This is a genomic window from Pedobacter sp. 10L46_2, assembly GCF_056395165.1.
Map to the genome: position 1 here is coordinate 22,369 of NZ_JBFTIZ010000003.1, position 25,149 is coordinate 47,517.

At 38.3% G+C, this 25,149-nt stretch carries 20 protein-coding genes and 1 pseudogene; 10 read left to right on the top strand and 11 right to left on the bottom strand.

Annotated features, from left to right (window positions below; all coding sequences use genetic code 11):
• Positions 1–5 precede the first annotated feature (5 nt).
• The 6 genes from AC1DDX_RS00840 to AC1DDX_RS00865 form a co-directional block, all read right to left on the bottom strand.
• Complete coding sequence (locus AC1DDX_RS00840; RefSeq protein WP_337717113.1) at positions 6–3,161, bottom strand: SusC/RagA family TonB-linked outer membrane protein; 3,156 nt, start codon at positions 3,159–3,161, stop codon at positions 6–8.
• A gap of 451 nt (positions 3,162–3,612) precedes the next feature.
• Entirely contained in the window at positions 3,613–4,098 is a 486-nt protein-coding gene (locus AC1DDX_RS00845) for a lipid-binding protein (protein WP_048908074.1), read from the bottom strand.
• 15 nt (positions 4,099–4,113) lie between these two features.
• Positions 4,114–4,758: an immunoglobulin-like domain-containing protein gene (locus AC1DDX_RS00850; protein ID WP_288881417.1), complete on the bottom strand. Its 645-nt coding sequence runs from the start codon at positions 4,756–4,758 to the stop codon at positions 4,114–4,116.
• A gap of 29 nt (positions 4,759–4,787) precedes the next feature.
• Positions 4,788–6,299 (bottom strand): SusD/RagB family nutrient-binding outer membrane lipoprotein, encoded by a 1,512-nt coding sequence (locus AC1DDX_RS00855; protein WP_288881415.1) that lies wholly within the window; start codon positions 6,297–6,299, stop codon positions 4,788–4,790.
• 10 nt (positions 6,300–6,309) lie between these two features.
• Positions 6,310–9,489, bottom strand: coding sequence for a SusC/RagA family TonB-linked outer membrane protein (locus tag AC1DDX_RS00860; protein WP_477621710.1), 3,180 nt, complete (start codon positions 9,487–9,489; stop codon positions 6,310–6,312).
• A 309-nt stretch (positions 9,490–9,798) separates the two neighbouring features.
• Positions 9,799–12,285, bottom strand: a complete 2,487-nt coding sequence (locus AC1DDX_RS00865) for a M14 family metallopeptidase (RefSeq protein WP_288881410.1) — start codon at positions 12,283–12,285, stop codon at positions 9,799–9,801.
• A 58-nt stretch (positions 12,286–12,343) separates the two neighbouring features.
• On the opposite strand from AC1DDX_RS00865, the gene AC1DDX_RS00870 reads away from it, so the two are divergent.
• Entirely contained in the window at positions 12,344–13,645 is a 1,302-nt protein-coding gene (locus AC1DDX_RS00870; protein WP_288881408.1) for a UDP-N-acetylmuramoyl-tripeptide--D-alanyl-D-alanine ligase, read from the top strand.
• 298 nt (positions 13,646–13,943) lie between these two features.
• Here AC1DDX_RS00870 and AC1DDX_RS00875 read toward each other — a convergent pair whose 3' ends face one another.
• The 5 genes from AC1DDX_RS00875 to AC1DDX_RS00895 all read right to left on the bottom strand — a co-directional run bounded on the left by AC1DDX_RS00875 (position 13,944) and on the right by AC1DDX_RS00895 (position 18,111).
• Complete coding sequence (locus AC1DDX_RS00875; RefSeq protein ID WP_337717111.1) at positions 13,944–14,402, bottom strand: hypothetical protein; 459 nt, start codon at positions 14,400–14,402, stop codon at positions 13,944–13,946.
• A gap of 18 nt (positions 14,403–14,420) precedes the next feature.
• A complete protein-coding gene (locus AC1DDX_RS00880; RefSeq protein WP_337717108.1) occupies positions 14,421–14,693 on the bottom strand; it encodes a hypothetical protein in 273 nt (90 codons plus the stop codon).
• 331 nt (positions 14,694–15,024) lie between these two features.
• On the bottom strand, positions 15,025–15,498 hold the full coding sequence (locus AC1DDX_RS00885) for a gliding motility lipoprotein GldH (RefSeq protein ID WP_288881402.1): 474 nt from the start codon (positions 15,496–15,498) through the stop codon (positions 15,025–15,027).
• Complete coding sequence (locus AC1DDX_RS00890) at positions 15,491–16,960, bottom strand: PSP1 domain-containing protein (RefSeq protein WP_288881399.1); 1,470 nt, start codon at positions 16,958–16,960, stop codon at positions 15,491–15,493. The genes AC1DDX_RS00885 and AC1DDX_RS00890 overlap by 8 nt, the downstream gene beginning before the upstream one ends.
• 2 nt (positions 16,961–16,962) lie before the next feature.
• Positions 16,963–18,111, bottom strand: a complete 1,149-nt coding sequence (locus tag AC1DDX_RS00895) for a DNA polymerase III subunit (RefSeq protein WP_337717107.1) — start codon at positions 18,109–18,111, stop codon at positions 16,963–16,965.
• A gap of 220 nt (positions 18,112–18,331) precedes the next feature.
• Between AC1DDX_RS00895 and ruvX the strand changes: the two genes are divergently transcribed.
• The 9 genes and pseudogenes from ruvX to AC1DDX_RS00940 all read left to right on the top strand — a co-directional run.
• Positions 18,332–18,748 (top strand): Holliday junction resolvase RuvX, encoded by a 417-nt coding sequence (ruvX, locus tag AC1DDX_RS00900; RefSeq protein ID WP_337717105.1) that lies wholly within the window; start codon positions 18,332–18,334, stop codon positions 18,746–18,748.
• A gap of 20 nt (positions 18,749–18,768) precedes the next feature.
• On the top strand, positions 18,769–19,404 hold the full coding sequence (locus AC1DDX_RS00905) for an O-methyltransferase (RefSeq protein ID WP_337717103.1): 636 nt from the start codon (positions 18,769–18,771) through the stop codon (positions 19,402–19,404).
• A 3-nt stretch (positions 19,405–19,407) separates the two neighbouring features.
• Positions 19,408–20,088 (top strand): glucosaminidase domain-containing protein, encoded by a 681-nt coding sequence (locus tag AC1DDX_RS00910; RefSeq protein WP_288881390.1) that lies wholly within the window; start codon positions 19,408–19,410, stop codon positions 20,086–20,088.
• The gene (locus AC1DDX_RS00915; RefSeq protein ID WP_337717101.1) at positions 20,088–20,993 is read left to right on the top strand and encodes a glucosaminidase domain-containing protein; all 906 of its coding nucleotides are present in this window, start codon (positions 20,088–20,090) and stop codon (positions 20,991–20,993) included. The genes AC1DDX_RS00910 and AC1DDX_RS00915 overlap by 1 nt, the downstream gene beginning before the upstream one ends.
• A 50-nt stretch (positions 20,994–21,043) precedes the next feature.
• On the top strand, positions 21,044–21,796 hold the full coding sequence (locus AC1DDX_RS00920) for a hypothetical protein (protein WP_172662388.1): 753 nt from the start codon (positions 21,044–21,046) through the stop codon (positions 21,794–21,796).
• 404 nt (positions 21,797–22,200) lie between these two features.
• On the top strand, positions 22,201–23,199 hold the full coding sequence (locus AC1DDX_RS00925) for a DUF3078 domain-containing protein (RefSeq protein ID WP_172662386.1): 999 nt from the start codon (positions 22,201–22,203) through the stop codon (positions 23,197–23,199).
• Between the two features lie 95 nt (positions 23,200–23,294).
• Positions 23,295–24,635, top strand: a complete 1,341-nt coding sequence (gene ffh / locus AC1DDX_RS00930) for a signal recognition particle protein (protein WP_172662385.1) — start codon at positions 23,295–23,297, stop codon at positions 24,633–24,635.
• Between the two features lie 79 nt (positions 24,636–24,714).
• Positions 24,715–24,909, top strand: coding sequence for a hypothetical protein (locus tag AC1DDX_RS00935; RefSeq protein WP_337717099.1), 195 nt, complete (start codon positions 24,715–24,717; stop codon positions 24,907–24,909).
• Positions 24,910–24,948: 39 nt separating this feature from the next.
• Positions 24,949–25,116: pseudogene (locus AC1DDX_RS00940) on the top strand (magnesium chelatase subunit ChlI family protein); the annotation flags it as partial.
• Between the last annotated feature and the right edge of the window lie 33 nt (positions 25,117–25,149).

Consider the following 25,149-nt stretch of genomic DNA (forward strand, 5'->3'; position numbering starts at 1 on the left):
TTTCATTAAATCTTAATTCTGATATTGAAACCAATGGTTCTTGTTGATGGTATTGAGTTAAACTCAACCCCTTCAGCAACACTCTCTGTTCCGAAGAAGTTAGCCTCGGGATCAATGTGTGGAACGTTATCATGGATAATCCATAAATTTCTGCCTTCTACACCAATCTCAGCTCCTTTAATAAATTTAACACTTGTTTGGAAAACCTTAGCTGGAATTTGGTATGATAACCTTACCTCTCTAAGTTTCACATAAGAAGCATCAAAAATATTTGCTTCAGTATTTGTAGTGGTGTATTGTGCCCAGTAATCTTGCATACTTGTTACCGGTGTTGTATTCGGAACAAAAGTACTTCCAGAAGCAACAACTCCTTTATCAATAAATACTCTTCCTCTGTTTAGCAATGTTTCTTTAGCTAAACCACTTGTTCTTAGTGAAGAAACAGAGTTAGAATAGATCACACCGCCTTTTCTAATGTCTACCAAGAAGCTCAATGAAGCTCCTTTGTAAGAGAAAGTATTGTTAATTCCACCTAACCAATCAGGACTCATATTACCTAGTCTTTTGTCGCTCACTGTTTTCCTCAATCCTGTTGCTTCATCAATAACCAGGTTTCCTGCATCATCTCTTAACCAAGCAACGCCATAAATACCAAATGATTTGCCAGACTCTGCCTTGATTGAAAGTCCGCTCCATCCGCTGGCTAGTGAATAAGAAGCAAGGTTGGAAGGCAATTCGATTTTCTGCACGTTTCTGGAGAAGTTAACATCCATGTTCCAAGTAAAATCTTGTGTTTTTACTGGGATCAATCCCAACGAAACCTCTACACCAGAGTTTTTCACAGAACCTGCATTCAATAATGCGGCAGAATAACCTGTCGATTGTGGCAATGGAAGTCTTACGATTTGGTCAGAAGTATTCGTATTATAATAAGTCACATCCAAATTAACACGACTTTGTAAAAACCTCAATTCAGCACCAACTTCATATGAGGCCTGATTTTGTGGTTTTAAATTAAGGTTCGGAATCGTAGCTGGGCTACTGAACGCAAGTACTCCATTGAATGGGAACGTAGAACCGTAACCATATTGAGCAAATGCCGCACTAATTGGAGAATATTGGAATACGCCTTGATAAGGATCGGTATCACTACCTACGTTAGCGTAACTCGCTCTTAATTTACCATAGTTGAACCATTCGCTCTTTGGAAGTAACTCACTAAATACAAAACTCGAGCTTATAGACGGATAAAAATATGATCTATTGTTCGCAGGTAAAGTAGACGACCAGTCATTTCTTCCTGTAACGTTTAAAAACAAATAATCTTTGTAAGATAAGCCCACGTCACCGTATACACCTTGAATGCGTTTCTGATTTGAAGTATTTGTGGTAACCACACTTCCTGCGTTTGCATAATTATATAGCTGATCAGCTATTAATTGTTGAGCATCTGAAAGGTCTCTGCGGTAGAAGTTTTCAAAGACATTGTATCCACCAATTACTTTCAAGCTCAGATCCTCTGTTAATTTTTGGTCAACAGTAAGCAACAGGTCATTGTTAATGATTCTATTGTAAATATTTGCTGCATAGAAATCACCTGTCAAAGATCCAATTGTTCCTTGTCTGGTTACCCCTCTTCTAAATTCGTTGTAAAAGTCAGTACCCAAATTATTTGAAATCGTTAACCAATTCAAAGGTTTATAGGTTACTATTGCATTACCAAATACACGATCAACAACATTTGAGAAGTTGTTATTGTTAACTACCCAATAAGGGTTGTTACCAGTTCTTGTAGGTGTTAGCGCAATTTGTTGTTTGGTAACCGGATCGAAATAGTTGTCTTTTAACACCTTTGTATCGATCGTTCTAGGAAGACCATAAACAATTGATTGAAGTACACTTGGATTGTTAGAACTTTGTACCGGACGACCGTCTGCTACAGTACGTGTGTAGTTTACATTTGTTCGTACATCAAGCCCTGGCGCAACATTTCTGCCCGCATTAAAGCTTACAACATTCTTTTTCAACTTTTCATTAGGAATAATACCGTCTTGAGTAGTATTGGTATAACCAAAGCGATAATCACCAGAGTCGCCGCCACCGTCAAAAGAAACAGAGTTGATATAGGTTTTTCCAGTATTATAGAAATCCTTTACGTTATCTGGATATGCTTGTAATGTAATCTGTTGACCAAGGTAGTTAGTAAAAGTTTTGTCTTGTACTTCAATGATTTTTGGTCCCCATCCATTCAAACTAGAGCTATTGACAGTTGGCCCGCTGCTATATACACCTTGAACACCTTGGGCATATTCGTTTTGAAAACTAGGTAATTTCAATACATTATCAAAGCGAGTAGAAGAATTTACCGTAATGGTAGTTTGTCCCTTTTTACCTTTTTTCGTCGTAATTACAATCGCTCCGTTTTTTGCACGAGCACCATAAAGTGCTGTCGCCGCTGCACCTTTAAGAACAGTCATTGACTCGATATCGTCAGAGTTTAAATCTCCGGCTCTATTTCCGTAATCTGATCCAGCGCTACCCTGAGGAACCGAACTAGTCGAAATGGTATTAACTTGCTGTGAACTATTATCCACTGGCAAACCATCGATTACAAATATCGGTTGGTTGGAAGTACTACCCGAGTTAAATGAAGAAGCTCCACGAATGATGATCTTAGAAGAGCCACCTACTGTTCCTGATTGAGCAGTAACCCTAACACCCGAAACTTTACCCGCCAGGGAATTGATTACGTTTGTTTCTCTAGCCTTTGTTAATTCATCTCCCTTTAAAGTTGTAACAGAATAACCAAGAGACTTAGCCTGCCTTGCTATACCAACCGCAGTTACAACAACTTCAGTTAAGGCTTTAGAATCTGATTCCAGAACTGCGTTAACGGTACTCCCAGAGATTGCTAGTGTTTGGACAGTGTAGCCTAGGTAGGAGAAAGATAATTCGGTAGAACCTGATGGTACAGAGATAGCATACTTACCATCTCCACCTGTTTGGGTTCCAACTTTGGAGCCTTTAATCAACACAGTTACTCCTGGAAGTGGTTTTCCATCTTCCTTATCCGTAACCGTACCAGTAATTGTTCGGTCTTGCGCCATTGCAGAAGTTGCAACGAACAACAATATGAACAAACTTTGTAAAAGTTTTTTCATAAAATAATAAATTTAGGTTAGTTAATAATGGCCTAATATATAGCGATTTTGATATGCAAGCATATTTTTATTGTGCCCCACAAAAACAAATGACAATAAAATGACACGAAGAGATGTTATCAAAAATTCAAAAAATACACCATAAAGAGAACAAAATTTCGAATATAATCCGCAAAAGTTGATTTGATTTCGAATATATCAAAAAATGCCGACTTTTAACGAATTAAAAATTGTTGCAAATATTACATAGGAATTAAAGAGAAATGCCGTGATAATTTTGGCGCACTTTATGCTATGGCCAATTTTAGGACACTAGGTGAAGTCCCAACATTCTAGCTGCTAAGAAATATATAAGGATAAGATGAGCCTGAGCATAAATAAGCTATCGGCTTCTTTAAAATAAAAAAGCCAGCCCAATTTTGGCTGGCTTTTTTTTATTTATCTGAATGGATTAATGATCATCCCCAGAGAATTTTGTTCTATGGTAGCCTCTAAGATTATAAGAATCTGGATCATCAGAAAATTTAATTGTTAATGAAATCGAATCTGTTACAGCTTTTGAGGAAGGACCTATAGCGCCATTTTTAATGATCTTACCATTTGTAATTGTCATTGTTAATGGTTCATCAGATTCATATTCTCCTACATTAGGGGCATTTTCTGCCGAAAATGTTAGGTCCTGAACGTTCACATTAATTTTAGAAGATACATGCTGACCAGGGCCTGCCCAAAAACCACTTGCATCCATCCACATTTGAGTAGAAGAATTATCTGCGGTATTATAAGTTATAAGCTGATAGTAGCCTCCCTCACCATCTATTTGCACCCACCATTCTCCAGACATGTCCTGAACAGCAGTGCCGCCAATAACTTCATCCTTCTTACATGCAGAAAGCATTATTACAAAAAGTGCTAGTATATATGTATATTTTTTCATGTCTTATGATTTTGATTATTGTTTACTAAATGATCTAACAGCAGGTCCATATCCGGCATTATCCAAAGCCCATGAGTAACTGCCGCCGTTCATTGTTCCAACCGTGGAACTGAAAGCGCCCATAGGTGAACCTTGCGGTGGAATTTGTATTGTCGATCCAGTTGGATTGATTGCCACAACCTTATCTGTATTTCCTACGGCACCGCCAGGGTTTGTAATAAAATAAACTCCTGGAGCTACCTTGGCCCATACCGCAAAAGTAGCAAAACCAGCTCTTTTATAAGTACCCGAATAATCATTCCCGGCAGCATCTGCTTTGGTATCATACACAACAACATATCTAGCCTGTGATGCAGAAAAACCATCAGAGTTTGCGGCAGAATACGTAAGTGTATAAACCGCTGCAGCTGCAGTATTAACTTGTCCGTCGGTCTTAACGTCGATTTCATCTTCACCAACCTTAGCCACAACCCCTGGATCAGTATAAGTCCCACCCTTGGCCACAAACATATATTGGTCGCCATTTACTGTTAATATAGGATAAACAGTAACCTTTGAGATTCCAACCGTTCCTTCAGGATAGTTAAAGGAATCGTCTTTGCATGACAGAAACGTCATGACCAAAATTCCTATAGCAATTATATTTAAATATCTTTTCATGATTCTATTCTAAATTATTAATCAATATCCTATTTTCCCCACCAAACTTTTGTATAGATTGGAACTTCAGCTGGCGTGTTTTTATTTCTATCTCTCGAAGATGCAGGAAAAACTAACCTTTTCGGGAACTTACCAGCTGTAACCCCATTCTTAGCATAAACCCATTCTCCTCTATGATTAGGTAAGGCGGCGTTCTCAGGATCGTAAGACGGATCTGTTGAGTAAACCGGGCTGTTTTTGGGATAACCAGTTCTTTGTTGCTCAAAGAACGCTTCTATAGTATGTCCAGATCTTGGTAGCGAAGCCCATTTTTGAACGATAATTTGCTCTAACTTATCCTCAAACGAGCCTGCGCTTTTATATGCATACTTTCCTCCTGGAGCAATAAATGCCGCACCTCCACTTTGAGACGCTTCTGCAAATGCAGCGGTTACTCCGGCATCATATTTAGCTTTTGCTCCTGAACCGCCAAAATAACGCTCTAACGCCTCAGCCTGCATGAAATAAGATTCTGACTCATTTATAAACCATACTGGATCAGTTGCATCTTGAGCGGCAACTGTTGCAGATGAATATGATGGTTGTTCTTGAGCTGTTGCAGCAAAATCACCCTGATGCATTGCCGTAGGAGTTGCTGTTCCAAAATAAGTAACAGTTCTTAAATCTCCATTTTTAACCAACCAGGTAGTCAGTGTTTTACTTGCTCGGACGTTAGTAGTTGTATTTAATCTTCTGATATTATATTCGTAGAAAGGATTACTATTGTTAGGCGTTCCTTCAAACTCAGCAATACCAGCACTCATTGTTAAAAAGTTAGCTCCATCAGCATAAAGCTTGGTAATTCCAGCCTGCGCTTCAGCTGGCTTTGCATTCACCATTCTTAAATACATTTTTAATTTCAATGTATTCGCAAATTGAACCCAGCTATCCATGTCGCCATTAAATAGAAAATCACCTTTAGCTTGGCTGGTTGTTAGCGGTGCTGAAAAATCTTTAGCCAGGGCTGCATCGATTTCAGCCAATAAAGCAACATAAATACTATAGCCATCATCAAACTTTGGCTGTAGGTTCGCTGCACCTTGGAATGCCTCAGTATAAGGAACTTGGTCGTAAATATCAACTAGTACCTGATAAGTGTAGGCTTTCATAACTGTAGCCATTAAATTGTATCTCCAATCGCTTCTCTCCTGTGCCAGCTTTATAGACAAATTGAAATCGGCAAGTGATCCAGACAACAATCTGTCATAAGGGCCATTCAGATCGACTCTAGTCAAATTATAAGTATCAATTGTTTTGTATTGATTAGAGGCATTTGATTGAGTCCAATACTGAGACCATATGCCTCCAAGTATTGTCAACTCGCCCCCTACAATCCCGGCTGTCCCCATAATTCCCGACGGAAACAACACCTCTGGAGAGGCTTGCTCTATTGGCGGGTTATTAGGATCAACATTTACATCCAATGTTTTCTTACATCCAAACGTTAAGAAAATCAGTGCTGATAAAATCAGTGGTTTATATTGTATATTAATTTTTTTCATCGTTCAAATATTAAAATGTAACTCTTAAGGATGCTCCGAAGAACCTTACTGGAGGAGCCGTTCTAAATTCACCGAACTCACTGGCCAAATCAACACCCTGGTTAGAAACCTCAGGGTCAATTGTTCTGTTCGACTCAGGTAACCAGGTAAGTAGGTTTCTTCCAAAAACAGTAAAAATAGCTCTGTTTGCGCCTATTTTGCCCGCAATAGTTTTCGGCAAGGTGTAGCTTAATGAGGCTTCTCTTAATTTCAGGAATGTTTTATCCAGAATACGGTTACTATATACCATTGCTTTATTTGTTGTTGGATAATAGTAATCATCAATCAAACCTTCTGTAATTGGGGTCGTATTTTCCTCATATCTGATCAGGTTTCCATTCGCATCAGTAATCTTCTGTACTGAGTTAGGAACAATGAAAGGGCGACGATCGTTAAATGTTGATTTAACATCAGCACCAACAAAATTTAACAAATCTGCTGTTCCAGAATAAAATACCCCACCTTTTTGATAGTCGAGCGTAAAGCCTAAACTAAAAGATTTATAGGTAAACATATTTGTTAATCCCATAGAGTAATCTCTTTGGATATTGCCATATTCTTTATTTGTAGCTGCAACTACAGGGAATCCGGTTCCATCTACCACAATCTTTCCATCAGGAGAGTATTCTGGGCCGGGAGCTTGAAAAACACCAAGTGGTTTTCCTTTTATTGCCACTAAATCTGCATCATATGCATTATTAATAATAACCTTATCCAAACCTGCCGGTAGCTCCATAACCATATTGCGCTGCCTGCTAAACGTGTAGGTTAGGTCCCAATTAAAATCAGTTGTTTTAACCGGTTTGATATTCAGTGCTGCCTCAATACCTCTCACCCTAACTTTACCAAAGTTCAAGATCTGGAATAAGTAACCACTTCCAGGATCAATTGGAACAGGTAAAATTTGATCAACCCTTAATCTATTAAAGTAGGCAACATCTAAGCCAATTCTATCAGATAAGAACCTGATATCACCACCAAACTCGTACTCTTTTACACGCTCTGGTTTAAGGTTAACATTATTTAATGTATTTGCAATAGAATATCCTGCCACTCCAGCTACCGGAAATCTAATGTTACCAAAACCTAATGTAACGTTGGTTGCATTTAAAACATCAAAAACCCTGTATGGATCAGTATCACTACCTGTTTCTCCATAACTTGCCCTTAGTTTAAGGAAGCTTATTGGAGTGCTTTTCATATCAAATGCTTCAGAAACAACATATGCCAAACTCGCTGCAGGATAAAAATAACTATTGTTTCCTGTTGCCAATGTTGATGACCAGTCGTTCCTTCCGGCTAAAGTTAAGAAAAGGTTGTTTTTATACCCCAAGGTTGCAGAAGCATAAGCACCAAACAAACGTCTGTGTCTTTCGGTTTCTGTACTAGTTGGCTTATTTGCCGAATTACTAAGACTAAAGAATCCCGGGATGGCCAGATCTTCTACAGCTGTAGTAAGAAAACGCGAACCTCTGTCATTATAGTTAACCCCAACTACTCCGTCTATATCGAAATCAGAGAAGGTTTTTTTGAATATCGCATTAAGTTTAGAGTCATATTCAAAAGTTTTAATAGACTCTTCTATCACTCTACCAACATCTGCAGCTCTTTTAGCACCTTCAACGTTTCCACCATCATTGTAACTACCCAAAGTTGGTGCATTTTTGTTGTGCCATTGTCTATCCCCGGCATTATCAACATCAGCTCCTTGTTGGAATTGTAACTTCAGCCAGTCATTTACAGTAAAGCCAAAATTAACATTCCCATAAATACGGTCATTTTTGTAACGACTACCATTCTCATATATAGAATAGTATGGATTTTCTGCATAAGGAGTAAAGTAGTTGTCTACATTAAAGAACTTGTTTTTATAATCTCTTAGATCTTTAATTGGAATATCCTGCGGAATTTGCAGAATATCTTCATAAAACGAAGAACMAATTCCTGATATACCTTGTCCTTGTGCAACAAATTTTTGTGTTTTAGAAACATAGTTCACAGATCCTTCTATGTTAAAATTGCCAATTACAGTTGCTGCCTTAACACTAAAGTTATTCCTTTTATACGAATCATTATCAGAAGGAAGATAACCGTCACTCATTACATTTCCATAAGAAAAATAATAGGTAGTTTTATCACTTCCCCCACTTAAGGAAATATTACTATTAAACTCTGTTCCGTTTGTTAACGCATCTCTAACATTATTTTTAATGAATGAATACGGTTTTAATAGTTGAGAGTTATCAACTATTGCACCCCAGGTTCTCATTTGCCCATCATACTTAGGACCCCAGTTACCATTTTCAGATTCGATGAATGTACCATCCCATCCCTGACCAAAAGTAGATTGGGGCTTAAATACCGATGCCACTTGCGTAATGGTTGTAGCGTGCGAAAAATCAACAACCATTTTACCTGCTGTACCTTTTTTAGTAGTAATCAAAATTACACCGTTTGATCCTCTTGATCCGTATAACGCTGTAGCGGCAGATCCTTTAAGGATACTCATGCTTTCTACAGAGTTCGGGTTAATATCGTTGGCATTATTACCAAAGTCATAGCTCTCGTCTGATCCAATGCTTGAATTGTCCAAAGGAACCCCATCAATAACATATAGAGGTTGGTTACCCCCGCTTATTGAGGTGTAACCTCTTAGGATAATTTTAGTTGAACCACCTGGTGAACCTGAAGTATTTGATATCGTTACCCCTGCAACTTTACCCTGCAAACCACCCAACATACTTACCGGGGCCGATTTATTAATATCTTCAGATTTAACTGTAGTTTCTGAATAACCGATTGTTTTCTTTGTTTTGCTAATACCCAAGGCTGTTACAACAACCTCTGTTAAGGATTTAGAATCGGATTGTAAAACAACATCAACAGTGTTTCCAGAAGCAGCTACTGTTTGAGAAACGTAGCCCAAGTAAGAGAAAACAAGTTCCGCGGAAGCTGAGGGTACAGACAATGCGTATTTACCATCGCCTCCAGTTTGAGTACCATTTTTTGTGCCTTTAACTACAACAGTTACTCCCGGAAGCGGCTTGCCGTCTTCCTTGTCTGTAACCGTACCAGTAATTGTTCGATTTTGTGCCATAGCAGAGCCTGCTATGAATGCCAAAATGAACAAACTTTGTAAAAGTTTTTTCATAAAAAGTTAGAATTTAGGTTAGTTAATAATGCTTAAATATACGCATTTGATATGCGAGCATAAATAATTTAAGAATAGCCAAATTTAAATGACACAAATATGACACAGAAAACAGATCATGAATATTGAAAAACACAGCTTTTACGAAATTTTATTCTGAATATTAACCAATAAGCACGGAAAATGTTCAAAAAACAAAGTGACATCTCATCTTGCCAAAATATTTAACATATTTTAACACTATATAGTATAAAGTTTAACTAAGGAGATTTATAATTTCAACATAAACAGGCTCATTTTCAATAATATCTAGTTAACCAGAAATACGGCATTGGTAAACATCTGTTTTCCATTTTCCCAGAACGACCTGAAAAGTATATCACTCGCAAGATAAACAACCGTCCCTTTTGAGACCGATTGAATACCGAACAACATCCCGTTATCCAGCTTTTTTAATACGCCTTTCCCCACCACACCAGACATATAACTATTTGATTTTAAGACACCTACACTCCAATCTTTATTCAAAAGCTCATAGATTTTATCATCCGTTTTCAAAGCATAATAATAATCTCCCAAGCCAGCGGAAATTGGGTGGCTTTGATCCAGATTAACTTTAAAAATAGCTCCGGGAATCGTTTCCGACAAATCATCAAGATTGCGTTCTCCATACTTTCTTGCCCCATTAACCTTTATGTCATTTTTTACACTCTCTCTCAACCTAATATTAAAAGGTCTTTTCCCCAGCGTACTTGAAATTGCATCTTCAAACAGAACTACTTTCCCACCGTTTTCAATCCAACTCTCCAATTTCTCGTTAATATCTTCCCCGTAATTACCATCTGGCATAATCAAGGTATTTATCTTATTAATATCCAACTTATCTATGTTATTAGCCGTTATCATGGTAACGGGGTAGTTCAATTCTTGCTCAAAGAAATGCCATGCCTCACCAACACCTTGAGTAGAGATCCCTGTACCTGTTACAATAGCTACTTTAGGTACATTTAGAATAGGATAAACATTTGATCCGAAATCCTTTCCCTTATCTACATAGCCACTTGCAGAAGTATAAACCACAGCATTCAGGTCTTTTTGTATCCTGGCGATCTTAGACGAAAGCCCCTTTACCTGCCGTTCATTCTCTGTTCGGTACACCAACAACGATCCGGCAGGAAACACCTTCGTACCAATAGTAAACGCTTGTTCAGCCGATCTTACCTTAATGTTTGCCCGCTGTAATGCAATAAGCACCTGCGCATCTTCGATCGAATTCCACTTAAAAATCCAGGCATAAGGCTTATCTGCTATTTCAGACTGCTCTTTGGGTTCTTCTAAAGCCGGATAAGTTCCTTTTACAGATTCTTTACTTGCGTATGCTTTTAAACCGTAAACGTATGGCAAAGCCCATGCAGTAATGTCATAGGTATTAGAATCATTAACAGCTGTTTGAGGTTCAAATAACACATTAGCCAAAACAGCTTTGGGCTGCTGCAGATTTACAATCAGGTCATTCCTATCTACCTTAAAGCCTTCTACTTTCTTTGTTTCATAATTATACCCCCGCATGTTCTTATCCAATCCAAACCCATACGCAATGCCATTCTTTTTTAGGAGCTCAGCAAGCTTTTTAACTTTACTCAGGTTTTGGGCTTTCACTATATATGTTTTATAAATACCCGGAGGGTTAGTAACCGCTTTTTCAAAATAGAGTTTGAACTCCTTTACCAGCTTATCGGCATTTTTTGAAACCGTTTCAATAGTAGCCATACCCGTAGTATAATGGTGACTAATCCTTTCCTTAAGCGTAAGCGTATCTCCATCAGTAGTTACTACAGACAGTCCGGCCCCAATTCCCCCTTGTTCATAAGTCATTCCTACTGCACCATTGTACAATGGATACGTATCTCCGTACGATGGATAAAGCAGATCAAAGCGTTCCTTAGTGAAATACTGCCATCCGTTCTCATCAAAATACTTAGCATTGTTTTTCCCAACAGTGACCTGAAACTCACGCTGCCAGGGGGTAACATCCTGATGAATCGGTTCGGCCGCAGGTGCAAAATAATAGGGTTCATTATAACTTTGTTCATGAAAGTCCACATGAACCTCGGGCATCCACTCATGATATAACTTTAGGCGTTGCTGTGTTTCAATTTGTGTTTGCCAGGCCCAGTCTCTGTTTAAATCAAAATAATAATGGTTCGACCTACCACCGGGCCAAGGCTCAGAATGCTCTCTTGCCATTGGGTTAGAATTGGGCTTATGTCCGCTAACCGAGTTAAAATAATTCACATACCTTTCCCTACCATCCGGATTAAGGCATGGATCTATAATTATGACGGTATTCTTTAGCCAGTCTTTAATGTCGCTTGTTTTTGCTTCAGCAAGGTCAAATATGGTTTTCATAGCTGTTTCAGTAGAGCTGGCCTCGTTCCCATGTACATTATAGCTTAACCACAATATAGCCGGCTGTTTACCTTTCTGTGCTGTGAATGATTCTGCCTTACTCAGACTTACATTATATTTCCTGATTTGCTCTAAATCATCTATGTTTTCTTTAGAGGATATCACTGCAACTAACAACTCTCTTCCTTCGTAAGTTTTGCCATAGCTTACAATCTTTATGTTCTTTTCTTTACCACTTATGTACTTAAAATAATCGACAACCTTATCGTGCGATGTAAATTTACTTCCAAGGGCATACCCTAAAAACTCATCCGGAGACTTTGTTTGAGCATCTGCAACACTCAAACCAACAAGCAAAAACAAAAAAGAAAGGAAGAAGTATCTCATATTGATGAATTAAGACTCCAAAATACTAATTTTACCATATTAATTATTCATTTTATCTATGACTGCCATCGAATCCCTTTATCAGCATTATCTAAAGCACCCTGTTATATGTACCGACACAAGGAATATAACTCCCGATTGCTTGTTTTTTGCCCTAAAGGGTGATAATTTTGATGCAAATACTTTTGCAGAGAAAGCACTTACAAACGGTGCTGCCTATGCCATAATAGATAACCTTTCATACAAAACCAGCAAGCAATGCATTTTAGTGCCCGATGTACTGACTACATTGCAAGATCTTGCCAAACATCACCGCTCACAGTTAAATATACCGGTTATAGGTTTAACTGGTAGTAATGGCAAAACAACCACCAAAGAACTAATAAAGGCCGTTCTTTCAGAAAAATATAATGCCTTTGCCACCAAAGGAAACTTAAACAATCATATTGGTGTACCTCTTTCTATTTTATCACTAACAACTGACACCGAGATTGCAGTAATAGAAATGGGCGCCAACCACCAAAAAGAAATAGAGTTTCTGTGCACTATAGCGCAGCCTACTCACGGTTTAATTACCAATGTAGGCATGGCACACTTAGATGGCTTTGGAGGATTTGAAGGTGTTAAAAAAGGAAAAGCAGAACTTTATGCATATTTAAAGAACAATCATGGTTTTGCGTTTATAAATAGAAATAACCACTATCTGTTGGAAATGAGTACTACTGCTGATCTTGATAAGGTTATCTATTACGGCACAGAATCAACAGATACAATATCGGGAAAGCTGATCAAAACAGATCCATTAATTGAAATTTCATGGTCAGACAAAGGGGCCAGCTACCAAACATCTGTTAATCTAACAGGCTCTTACAATTTCGAAAACATATTGGCGGCCATATGCATTGGGGCATTTTTCGATGTTACTCCTTCAGCAATAAACAAAGGTCTTTCCGGATACTACCCTAACAACAATCGCTCACAAATCACAAAAACGGAGAACAATACTGTGATCTGTGATTTTTATAACGCAAACCCGAGCAGTATGACCGCTGCCCTAAATAACGTTTCTCTTTTAACTGCCGACAAAAAAACTGTAATTATCGGAGATATGTTTGAACTGGGCAATGAATCTGCAGAACAGCATGAGCTTATTGCTAAGCAGGCTGAGCAACTTAATGTACAAACACTGATCTTTATTGGAAAGTATTTTTACGCACTAAAGGATAAATATAAAGGGGTTTTCTTTACCGCTCCTTCAGAAGCTCAAGAGTTCTTAAAAACGCACCCTATAAAGGATAATATGATACTTTTAAAGGGATCCCGAGGTATGGCACTTGAGCAGTTGCTTCCCATATTATAGAGAAAAGCGAGACAGAAGTCAATAAAACCATGGCCTCCTCTTTTCAATTGCCTTAAAATTTAAATGTAGTGCACTGGTTTAAATATCTCCATATATTGGGATTCTTTTTACTTATACTATTTCAAGAGATTCCTAAACTATTATAATATTGCATTTGTTGACCTTCGTAATACGATGAAATTTTCAGATAAAGAATTGCATGAAGGCCGATATTATACCCCATACGACTATCTCGCCTCTTTTATTCTGTATAGCTACATACGGATAAGCCCATTTCAAAAAATTGTATAACTATTTTCTAACGTATTAATAAATCTGAATAGGCATTATAAGATATCACTTTTATATCAAGGTCATCTAATTTTTCCAATCCAATTACTTCATCAACGGTACCATGTTGATAAGCTACTTTTACTTTGAACCTAAAAATTGTTTTGTTATTACTTCCTTCGGTTCGCGTTGTATTACTATCCACAATCAAATAGCTTTTATAATTACCAACCTTACGATTAATAAGTTTCACTATTTTACTTACTGCATTTTTCCCTGCTGTATTTACCAATGCACCACTGGTCATTAAATCAAGAGCATCGTAATTATTGTTTGAAATATTATTGTAAAAATTATTGACAACCTGTTTCCCCTCTTGAGTATCGTCAGCTCTATCCACATAAGTACGACTAAATGTGCAAGCCGAGATAGTGAGTCCTATTGCCACTATATATAAAAGCAATACCCTTTGTATTTTTAAGTTCATCGTATAACAAATCTATTATTAATTATCCTTCCCCTCAATAGTCACCAAAACATTTCGTCTAAATAATTCAATTATCATCGAATTCTTTCTCTTAACCAGTGAATCACCTATTTGAATTCTGTTATGATCAAAATTCCAATCAGGATCAAAAAGATAATATTCAACACCGTTTATTGAGACATAGGCCTGCCCTTTGATATTATATCTAACACTATCAACCTTTCCATTAAATTGATAGTTAAGCGTTTCGGATCTGCCTGTATGCCCTATGTAGATTACTCCTATGGTCATCAATATGACAAAAGAAATAAAAAAAATTAGAACAACTTTAGTATAATTTTTACTATAAATCATCGTAAAAGTACTGCTCCTCACAGAGTGATTAACCTGAGGGTTTTGATTTGCAATACGAGGACATAAATACTTGGTATAATAAAAAAGATGGATTATTTTTTTTATTATAAAGGCGATGCTACCTTTTTCAAGATTATTACTTTCAACATTTTTTGAGAGCATTTTTCATGAAGATTAAGCGCTAGTTAAACCTAATACTTATTTCACAAAAAACAAAATTAAAGCAATAGATTTTTAACATATTTTGAATGTTTATAAAAACTGTACTCTACTGATAAATAGATACCTTTATTCCCACATCACTGATCTCAGCAAGCGGATTATCCCGCATATTCTGCTCTATTTCCAACTGATATTTACCGGCAGCAGGGAATTTATAGTTGGTAAGCAAAGGCAAATTATAGGTAAACAAATTACCTGAACCCGAACCGTTCCACTGCCCATCGGGCTGCGCTAACCTATATTCATACCGTCTGGTGTGCTTATTTTGTCCCGCTCCACTCATGTGAAATAGAACAAAAATATTTGAATACCTGTAATCGGCTGTAAGGCGCAATTTAAAATAGATATTATAAGGCTTACTGCTATCCGTAATTTCAACTAATGTTTTAACCTTATTTGGATAACTCCAGTTACGTGCAGGCATAGACATGTTGCTGTCCATGAGCGTATTGGTATCGCATCCGCTAAAAAAGAAAACGATTAAAACTGAGGACAGCAGTAAAACTTTAAAATTATTCATCCTTAGGCTTTTCCTTTTGTTTTTTCCTCCGGTTATTGTTTCTATTTCTATTCCTGTTTGCCGATGGCTGACCAGTGGCCGCACCAGGTTGTTCATTGATCGTACCTTCGGCCGCTTGAACTATTGGCTTATTAACTGGTTTAGGCTGTTGACCTTTTTTCGGATGCTGAACCGGCTTTGCTCCCTGTGCAGGCTTAGGCCCTTTCTCTGGTCTGGCACCTTGTACAGCTGGCTTAGGCCCCTGTGCAGGTTTAGCATTTTGAGGAGGTCTTGGTCCCTTTTCAGGTCTGTTTCCGCTATTTCTATTTTCGTTGGCCTTGTTAGGATTATTTCTATTGTTCTTGTTGCCTTTATTTCTAGGCTTATCGTCTAAACGGGTTAAACTATCCTGCCCAACAACATTTTCGTAATCAGGTATTTTCTCTACAACAGCTACCGGAGTTAATTCAACAGCCTCTTCTTTAAGATTAATTGGTTTTTGCCCACGTTTATTCATTGCCATGATTTCTTTTACACGGTCAACTTTTAGCGGAATCCAATCCTCTGTATTAGGATAACTGAACCACATAATCTTTTTAAAGATGTCAGTTTTTTGGTGGCGGGCAACGCCAATTTCAGTTTGCAGGCTTTCAATACGATCAGGAATGTCTTTTAAAGCATCTAAATAGGTATCCAGTTCATAATTTAAACAGCATTTTAACTTGCCACATTGCCCTGCAAGCTTTAAAGTATTTAAAGAAAGGTTCTGATATCTGGCCGCAGCTGTTGATACCGTTTTGAAATTGGTTAACCATGTAGAACAGCAAAGTTCGCGACCACAAGACCCAATTCCTCCTAACCTTCCGGCTTCCTGACGCATTCCAATCTGGCGCATTTCAATCCGGATTCTAAACGTTTCGGCCATCTTTTTAATCAGCTCCCTAAAGTCAACACGACCCTCTGCGGTATAAAAAAACGTAGCCTTAGTTTTATCTCCCTGATAATCAACATCGCTGATTTTCATAGATAGACGTAAATCTAAAGCAAGGGTACGTGCTTTATGCATGGTTTCCCATTCCAAAGCCTTAGCGATCTTCCATTTTTCAACGTCTGCTTCAGTAGCTTTTCTGTAAACTTTTCTGGTTACCTGATCAATAGTTGCTTTACGGCGTTTCATTTGCATGCGTACCAATTCTCCCGTTAAGGAAACATGGCCGATATCATAACCGCCGGTAGGGCCCTCAACAGCAATTAACTCACCTATTTCTAGGTAGATGTTCTCGCTATTCAGGAAAAATTCTTTCCTGGCACCCTTAAATTTAACTTCTATTACTTGAAAAGGTATATAATTTGAAGGCATGTCAAGATTAGACAGCCAGTCGTAAACTTCCATTTTTCCGCATCCTCCAGTAAGGCAAGAGCCATTACTTTTGCAACCCGAGGGGGCACATCCGCCACCTGTAGAACAACTTCCACATCCCATAATTAACTATATATATATTGAGTCCCTTTCGGGAGCGTTTTAAACTTAATTATTTTTACTAGTTGTAAAGATACATCTAAAAACAGAATTTTAGGATTTGCATTTCTCTCGATATGATAATGCGCCTTTTCCAATTCCGAAATAATGGCATCTGCCATACTTAGATTAAGTACGTGGGTCGATAACCTTTTAGCCGTGTCCATAGCTGAACCGGGCAGCTTAACCAGCTCTTCTGCACCACTTAACAACAGGCTGCATTCTCTTAAAAAGCTAATCCCGTACTTTAAAAAATTCTTTTGATTTTCTCTTCCCCAGCCCGCAATCTGATCTACAAAATTGGTTAAGTCCAAAACCCTGTTGCCGTAACCCATCCTTAACCATTCGGCAAATTTATCGGCATTTTCATTTTGCGTATTGGCCACCAATTGCTTGGCTTCAATCAAATTCCCATCTGCGAGAAAGCTATATTCTGTAGCCTGATTTTCCGACAAGCCAAATTCATCCATCAAATAACTTTCAACAGTAGCATGTGGCAGTTTAGGAATTTTAACAATCTGCGTCCGCGACAACAGGGTAGAAAGAATCTGTTCCTGGTTGTTTGCAACTAAAATAAACAGGGTATTTTGCGGTGGTTCTTCAATAATCTTTAATAAGGAGTTTCCTTCTTTATCCAGATATTCGGGCAGCCACATGATCAGTACTTTCGTCTCAGCTTCAAAAGCTTTATAACTTAATTTTTTGATGATATCATGACACTCGGCAATGTTAATATTTGCCTGTTTATTCTCCGCACTTAATTTGGATCGCCAAATATCCATGTCAAAATAAGGATCGGCAAGCACCATACTGCGCCATTCATCTAAAACATCTACTGCTGTTCTTACATCTTTAGAAGCAAAAAACGGGTAAGAAAAATGCAAGTCAGGGTGAATATATCTTTCATATTTTCTGCACGAAGAACATTCGCCGCAGCTATCATCAGCCTGTTTATCAAGACAGTTAATGTATTGAGCATAGGCAATTGCCAAAGGCAAAGCACCACTTCCTTCTGACGAAAGAAACAACTGCGCATGACTTATCCTATTCTCAGCAAATGTTTGTATCAACTGCTGTTTTATAGCTTCCTGACCTATGATATTCTTAAACTGCATTTGGTGCAAAATAGCAAAATTTTAAGACTTGGCTATAACAGCTATTAAAGTTGACAAAATACCTGCATACAATGTTGCTGGTTCGACGCTAGTTCGAGACAGATTTGAGTTTGCTTCGGGTAAAAGTACCTGTTTCCCGAAGCAAACCCGAATCTAGCCCCAATCTGTCCTACATTAGCCCAAGCTCAGGTACCTCCCGGATTTTATTATCTTTGCCCACATGCCCAGAATTTTAGCATTTGATTATGGAACCAAGCGTATCGGACTAGCCGTTACAGACCCCCTGCAAATTATTGCAACAGGGCTCGATACCATACACCCCAAAGACGCTATAGAATATCTGAAAAAATATCTTTTAACAGAACAGGTAGAAGCCTTTGTTTTTGGCGATCCAAAGCAAATGGATGGTTCTCCTTCTGAGTCTGCTCAGCATGTAAAAGGCTTTGCCAGAACCTTAAAAAGAACCTTTCCTGATATCCCCCAACATTGGATTGATGAGCGGTTTACTTCTAAACTAGCCCATCAAGCAATTATGCAAAGCGGATTAAAAAAACAAGACCGGCAAAATAAAGAGCGCGTAGATACCATCTCGGCTACTATTATTTTGCAATATTTTATGGAACAGCACCGTTTATAGATTGCATTTATTAAAATTATATGAGCTTAATCAGCGATGACATGCAGCAGCTCTTGCTTAATTACTGTGAACCAGAAAGCGAGTTGCTGCAAAAAATAGATAGAGAGACCAATTTAAAAGTGCTGATGCCACGCATGCTTTCAGGCCATTATCAGGGACGGGTGCTTAGCTTTTTAAGTAAAATGGTAAGCCCTAAGCGAATTTTAGAAATCGGCACCTTTACCGGCTATGCCACCCTTTGCCTTGCTGAAGGATTAACAGAGACAGGAATTATTTATACACTGGATATAAATGAGGAGCTCGAAGACATGGTACGCCATAACTTTGCTCAATCTGACTATAACAGCAAAATAAAATACATTCTTGGCGATGCAACCCAAACTGTGAATTCATTGGAAGAAACCTTCGACCTTGTGTTTATTGATGCTGATAAGAAAAACAATGGCACTTACTATGATCTTGTTTTCAACAGAATCAGGCCTGGTGGGCTTATTATAGTGGATAATGTGCTATGGAGTGGAAAAGTACTGAACACCAATCAGGATAAAGACACTAAAAATATCACTACATTTAATGACAAAATTGCGGCAGATGACCGTGTAGAAAAACTCATTTTGCCTGTTAGAGATGGGTTATTTATCATCAGAAAAAAATAAGGTATGTTTAAATCATTACTGTTAGTTTGGCTTAGTGCTATCTCCATAACATTTAGTGTAGGCGCCCAAACCACAGCAGAATATATTGCAGAGCATGCTGAATATGCTCAAACACTGATGCGGGAACATAAAATACCTGCCAGTGTTATTCTTGCTGTTGCCATACACGAATCAGCATCTGGTACAAGTAAAATTGCCCGATACCTTAACAATCATTTCGGGATCAAAGGCGCGAACAGCAATACCGAAATCCGTTCATCCTATAAGGGTTATCCTTCTGTTCAGAAGTCTTATGATAGCTTTCTGGAATTCTTAAAAAGCCGATCGTCCTTTACTTCACTTTTCGAGAAATATGACCAGTTTGATTACAGAAACTGGGCCAGAGGTATACAGCGTGGTGGCTATGCCAGAAGCAGAACATGGGCATCACAGATCATTGGGATCATTAAAAAAAATGACCTTTCCCAATACGATGAACGGCCCGACGATTATGTTGAACCACCTGCACCTGTCGTTGCCACCAGATCCAGATCAGCAAAAACCTCAAGATCAACATATACGGTTAAAAGAGGCGATAGCCTGAATAAAATAGCAAAATTGAGGGGAACAACCGCAGCCTCACTAATGAAAAAAAATGGGTTAAAAGGCGCTGCACTTAAACCCGGACAAAAACTTAGACTATAATGAACAAAAGAATAATCATCCTGGCCTCCGCAGTGCTATTTTTTTCTGCCTGTAAAACAAAAAAGTACAGTCGCAACAATAAAGCAATCGAAAAAGCTGCAGACAAAGCAAACCCGGAATATAAATCGCGTACTACAGTAATGTATATCGATGAATTTAAAGGCGTAGCAATTGAAGAGATGAATAAATATGGCATTCCGGCAAGTATTACACTTGCCCAGGGCATTATTGAATCGGGAAGTGGGAATAGCAGTTTAGCAAAATATGCGAACAACCACTTTGGCATCAAATGTACTTCTGAATGGAAAGGAAAGGGATATTATAAAGACGACGATAAGGCTAATGACTGTTTTCGGGTTTATAAAGATGCCAGAGAATCTTACAGGGATCATTCTGAATTCTTAAGAAGAAAGCGTTACAGTGCTCTTTTTGAGCTTGATAAAAACGATTATAAAAACTGGGCTGTAGGTTTAAAACAAGCTGGCTATGCTACAAACCCTAAGTATCCGGATCTGCTGATAAATACTATCGAAAAGTATCAGTTATATTTTTATGATCTGCCAGAATCTGAGAATGAAAAACTAAAACGCGAAGACCGTGTTTTCTCAGAAATCAACGCGAACATCCCTCAGGAAAAGAAAAAATTCACCCCTGTGGCTACACCTCCTTCAAAACAAGTAATTAAAACTCCTGATACATTAAAAATAAGTACCCCTGCTGTAGTAATTAACACTCCTGATCCTGTTGGCTCAACAACCCTGGAGAATCCTTACACGGTAAAACAGGGAGACACCCTTTACAACATATCAAAACGCTTTAACATCTCAGTGGACGATATAAAAGCACTGAACAACCTTGCAGACACGGGCATTAAGATTGGGCAAAAGCTTGTGTTAGTTAAATAATGTTAATGTTTATTAAGCGCAGATAGTTATCTTGTAGTTTTGTATCTCCAATGAGATTTTTTAGCCTGTTATTACTCCTTTATTGCATTGCGCTTACTGCAACTGCCCAAACCAATACGGTAAAAGGCTTTGTGGTCGACAAAGATTCCAAACTCCGCCTGGCTAAAGTATACATCTACAACGCCAGCAAAGACGAAGGGATTTACAATACCCCAAAGGGCGAGTTTTCTATAAATGCTGCCGTAGGCGACACGCTGTATGCAGTATTGCAAGGTTATGCGGTCGATACGCTTATTCATAATGGTCAGAAAGCAGTGTACTTTCAATTGAAATCGCTAGGAATTAACTTACGTGAGGTATCTATTACCGGCCGAAAATATACTCCTAAAGAATCGCACGCCAATACATTAAAAGAGTATAAGTATGCGCTGGACAAGGGTAAAGCAAAAGATTTGCTTAATCTTGGATTGGGAGGCGCAGGTTTGGGTATTGATGCAATTTACAATCTGCTCAGCAGAGATGGTAAAAATGCCCGCCATCTTCAAAAAATACTTGAGCGGGATTACCATGAGGCGATTATAGATTATAGGTTTACGCCAGATTATGTTAAGAAGGTACTGCAATTAGGCGACTATGAAATGGAAGATTTTATGCAACAATACCGACCTACTTATCAATTCGTTTTAACCGCTTCAGATTATGCTTTTGTTGTATATTTAAGGAACAGCTATGCCAGCTATAAGCGGAATCCGGCTGCTTTTAGATTACAACCACTCCCTAAAATAAAAGTAGAAGAGTTTTGAGGCCCTTCTTTCTCATATTATCCAAACTACCGGCCAATGCAATGGCTATTTTCCCTTTCATCATTCTAAAAAACAAGACGCTAAAGGTTGATAAGGTATTAATTAATCATGAGCGGATACATTTTAGACAACAGCTTGAGTTGCTTATTCTTCCTTTTTATTTTTTGTATTTACTAATGTACCTGATCAATCTGATCAGATATAAAAATCATTATTTAGCTTATTTCAATATCCCTTTTGAAAAAGAAGCATACTGTTTTGATGCCGATCTATCGTATTTATCTCATAGAAAAGCATTTGCGTGGATTCGTTTCGTCAGTAAAAAACCATAGATAAGAGTAAGTTTTGCAATTAGTTTATTAATAAACTTTTAATAAGTCACATTTTTGTTTTTCTTTGTAGTAATGAAGAGTTTTAATATCTGCCTCTTGTTACTGTTTATCACCTCGTCAAGCCTGATCGCTCAGGAGATTGATACTGTGCCTATTGAAACCAAAGGCCTGGAGATAAAACTAAAGCGTAGTCCTTTACCATCAAGGACAGGAATACTGAACTATACACCTGTAAAAATTCCACCGGTAGTGATTGCCGAAAAAATCAACTATTGGAAGATAAGAACCTCTGTTGGGATTAACGTCAATCAAGGTAGTTTTTCAAACAACTGGAAAGCCGGGGGAGTAAACTCTCTTGCCGTTGGCGGGCTTGTTAACTATCGTGCTGAATATAGAAAAGAAGGCTACGGTTATATAAGTGAGGTAATGCTTGAGTATGGTAAAGTCAAAAACAAAGACCAGCTGCAAAAGAAAACAAGGGATAGGATTTTCTGGGATAATAAAGCAGATTTAAGATTATCTAAAAGCTGGTATTTCTTTGGGTCGGTTACGTTTGAGTCGCAGTTTGATAGAGGTTATGCCTATTATAGAGACGGTAACAACGAAGAGCAAGCCTCTCTTGTTTCTAAATTCATGTCCCCAGGATATTTAACCGAATCAATCGGTTTCGAATATAAGCCTGTTGGGTATTTTTCAACAAGGATTGGTACAGGTACTGCAAAACAGACATTTAAACTGGACACAACTGTCAATCAACAGTATAATGGAGGTAATTATGGTGTGGAACGCGGCAAAAACTTCAAGAACGAGCTCGCTTTTCAGATCGTAAGTAATTTTGACAAGCAAATATTTAAGAATGTAAATCTGAAAGCCAGATACCAAATGTTTATTCCGTACGACAGGCCCTTGGTACACGTTGATCATCGTTTAGATGTAGAGTTAAGATCTCAGATAAACAGATTAATGAATGTGACACTTACGGGCGTAGGATTATTTGATAAAGACTCCGATCCGGAGATTCAGGCGAGTCAGGCGCTAGCGCTAGGTGTGGCATTTACCTTCCCTCGTTAATATTCTACATAAAGATTACCGATATTGTTATCTGTATCATGCAAAATTAATAACTTTGCAATTCACAAAAAATTGAACACTAAGCATTAAAGAAAATGTTTGAAAATTTACAGGATAAGTTAGACCGTGCGTTTAAGGTTTTAAAAGGACAAGGAAGTATTACAGAGATCAACGTGGCCGAGACCATGAAAGAAATCCGTAAAGCCTTATTAGACGCCGACGTAAATTATAAAACAGCTAAAAGCTTTACCGATGAGGTAAAAGAGAAAGCATTAGGCTTAAATGTTCTTACAGCCGTTTCGCCAGGCCAGTTACTTACTAAGGTAATGAACGATGAACTTACCGCTTTAATGGGTGGCGAGGTAACGGAATTAGATTTAAAGAACAATCCTACTATTATACTTATTGCCGGGTTAAACGGTGCTGGTAAAACTACATTTACCGGTAAATTAGCCAACTTCCTTAAAAGTAAAGGCAAGAAACCACTATTGGTAGCTGGCGACGTATATCGCCCTGCTGCAGTAGATCAGTTGCAGATTTTAGGTGAGCAGATTGGAGTGCCTGTTTATTCGAACATTGCTTCTAAAGATCCCGTTGGCATAGCCTTAGAAGGTATTGCTGAAGGTAAAAAACAAAATAATAATGTAATCATTATAGATACGGCCGGTCGTTTAGCAATAGATGAGCAGATGATGGATGAGATCGCCGCCGTAAAAGCCAGTACTAAACCGCACGAAATCCTGTTTGTTGTTGATGCCATGACCGGGCAGGATGCGGTTAACACGGCAAAAGCATTTAACGATAGATTAGACTTTACCGGAGTTGTATTAACAAAATTAGACGGTGATACCCGCGGTGGTGCTGCACTATCAATTAAATCTGTAGTAAACAAGCCGATCAAATTTATTGGTACAGGCGAGAAAATGGAAGCTCTTGATGTATTCTATCCTGAAAGGATGGCTTCAAGGATCCTGGGCATGGGCGACGTAGTTTCCCTTGTTGAACGTGCACAACAGCAGTTCGACGAAAAAGAAGCTGCCGAACTTCAAAAGAAAATCCGTAAAAACAAGTTTGATTTTAACGACTTCTACAATCAGATCCAGCAGATCAAAAAAATGGGTAACATGAAAGACCTTATGGGCATGATACCTGGTGTTGGCAAAATGATGAAGAACGTGGATATTGAAGATGATGCATTCAAAAGCGTTGAGGCAGTAATTCAGTCGATGACCAAATTCGAACGCGAAAACCCTGATAGCATTCAGCAAAGCAGACGCTTACGTATTGCCAAAGGTTCGGGAACAAAAATCGAAGAGGTAACCAAACTGATCAAACAATTTGAAGATATGCGTAAGGTGATGAAGCAATTCTCTAACCCGGCCGCAGCTGCAAAAATGATGAGGAATATGCCAAAGATGCCTCAGGGCAAAATGTAATTTCAATAAATTTCACAAATTTCAGCCACTTAATGTCTAAATCAGTATCGTTTAGCAGTACAATATTGTATGCAAAATTATGCTCACCAAGACGTTTGGAAGCGCTATTTTCGGGGTTAATGCTTTAACCACTACCATAGAAGTAAGTATTGGAGGGGGAAACAGGCATCATATTGTTGATTTGCCCGACAATGCCATTAAAGAAAGTTTAAGATGGGCTGAAAGCGCTATTCAATCGGCTGGTTTAAAAGCCGAGGTAAAAGATTGGATTTAAAGGCTTGCTGCCCCCGGATAATTCAATGGAAGCAGCAATTGCAAGATAAATAATGCCGGACAAGTATTGATAAAGCAGGCAATGGAAAAGCTGGGACTATCCGCCCGGGCTTATGATCGTATCCTAAAAGTATCCAGAACTATTGCAGATCTGGCAGGATGCCAGGATGTTGAATTAGAGCACCTGGCAGAAGCAATACACTGTTGAAGCCTTGACCGCGACCGTTGGGCTGGTTAATCA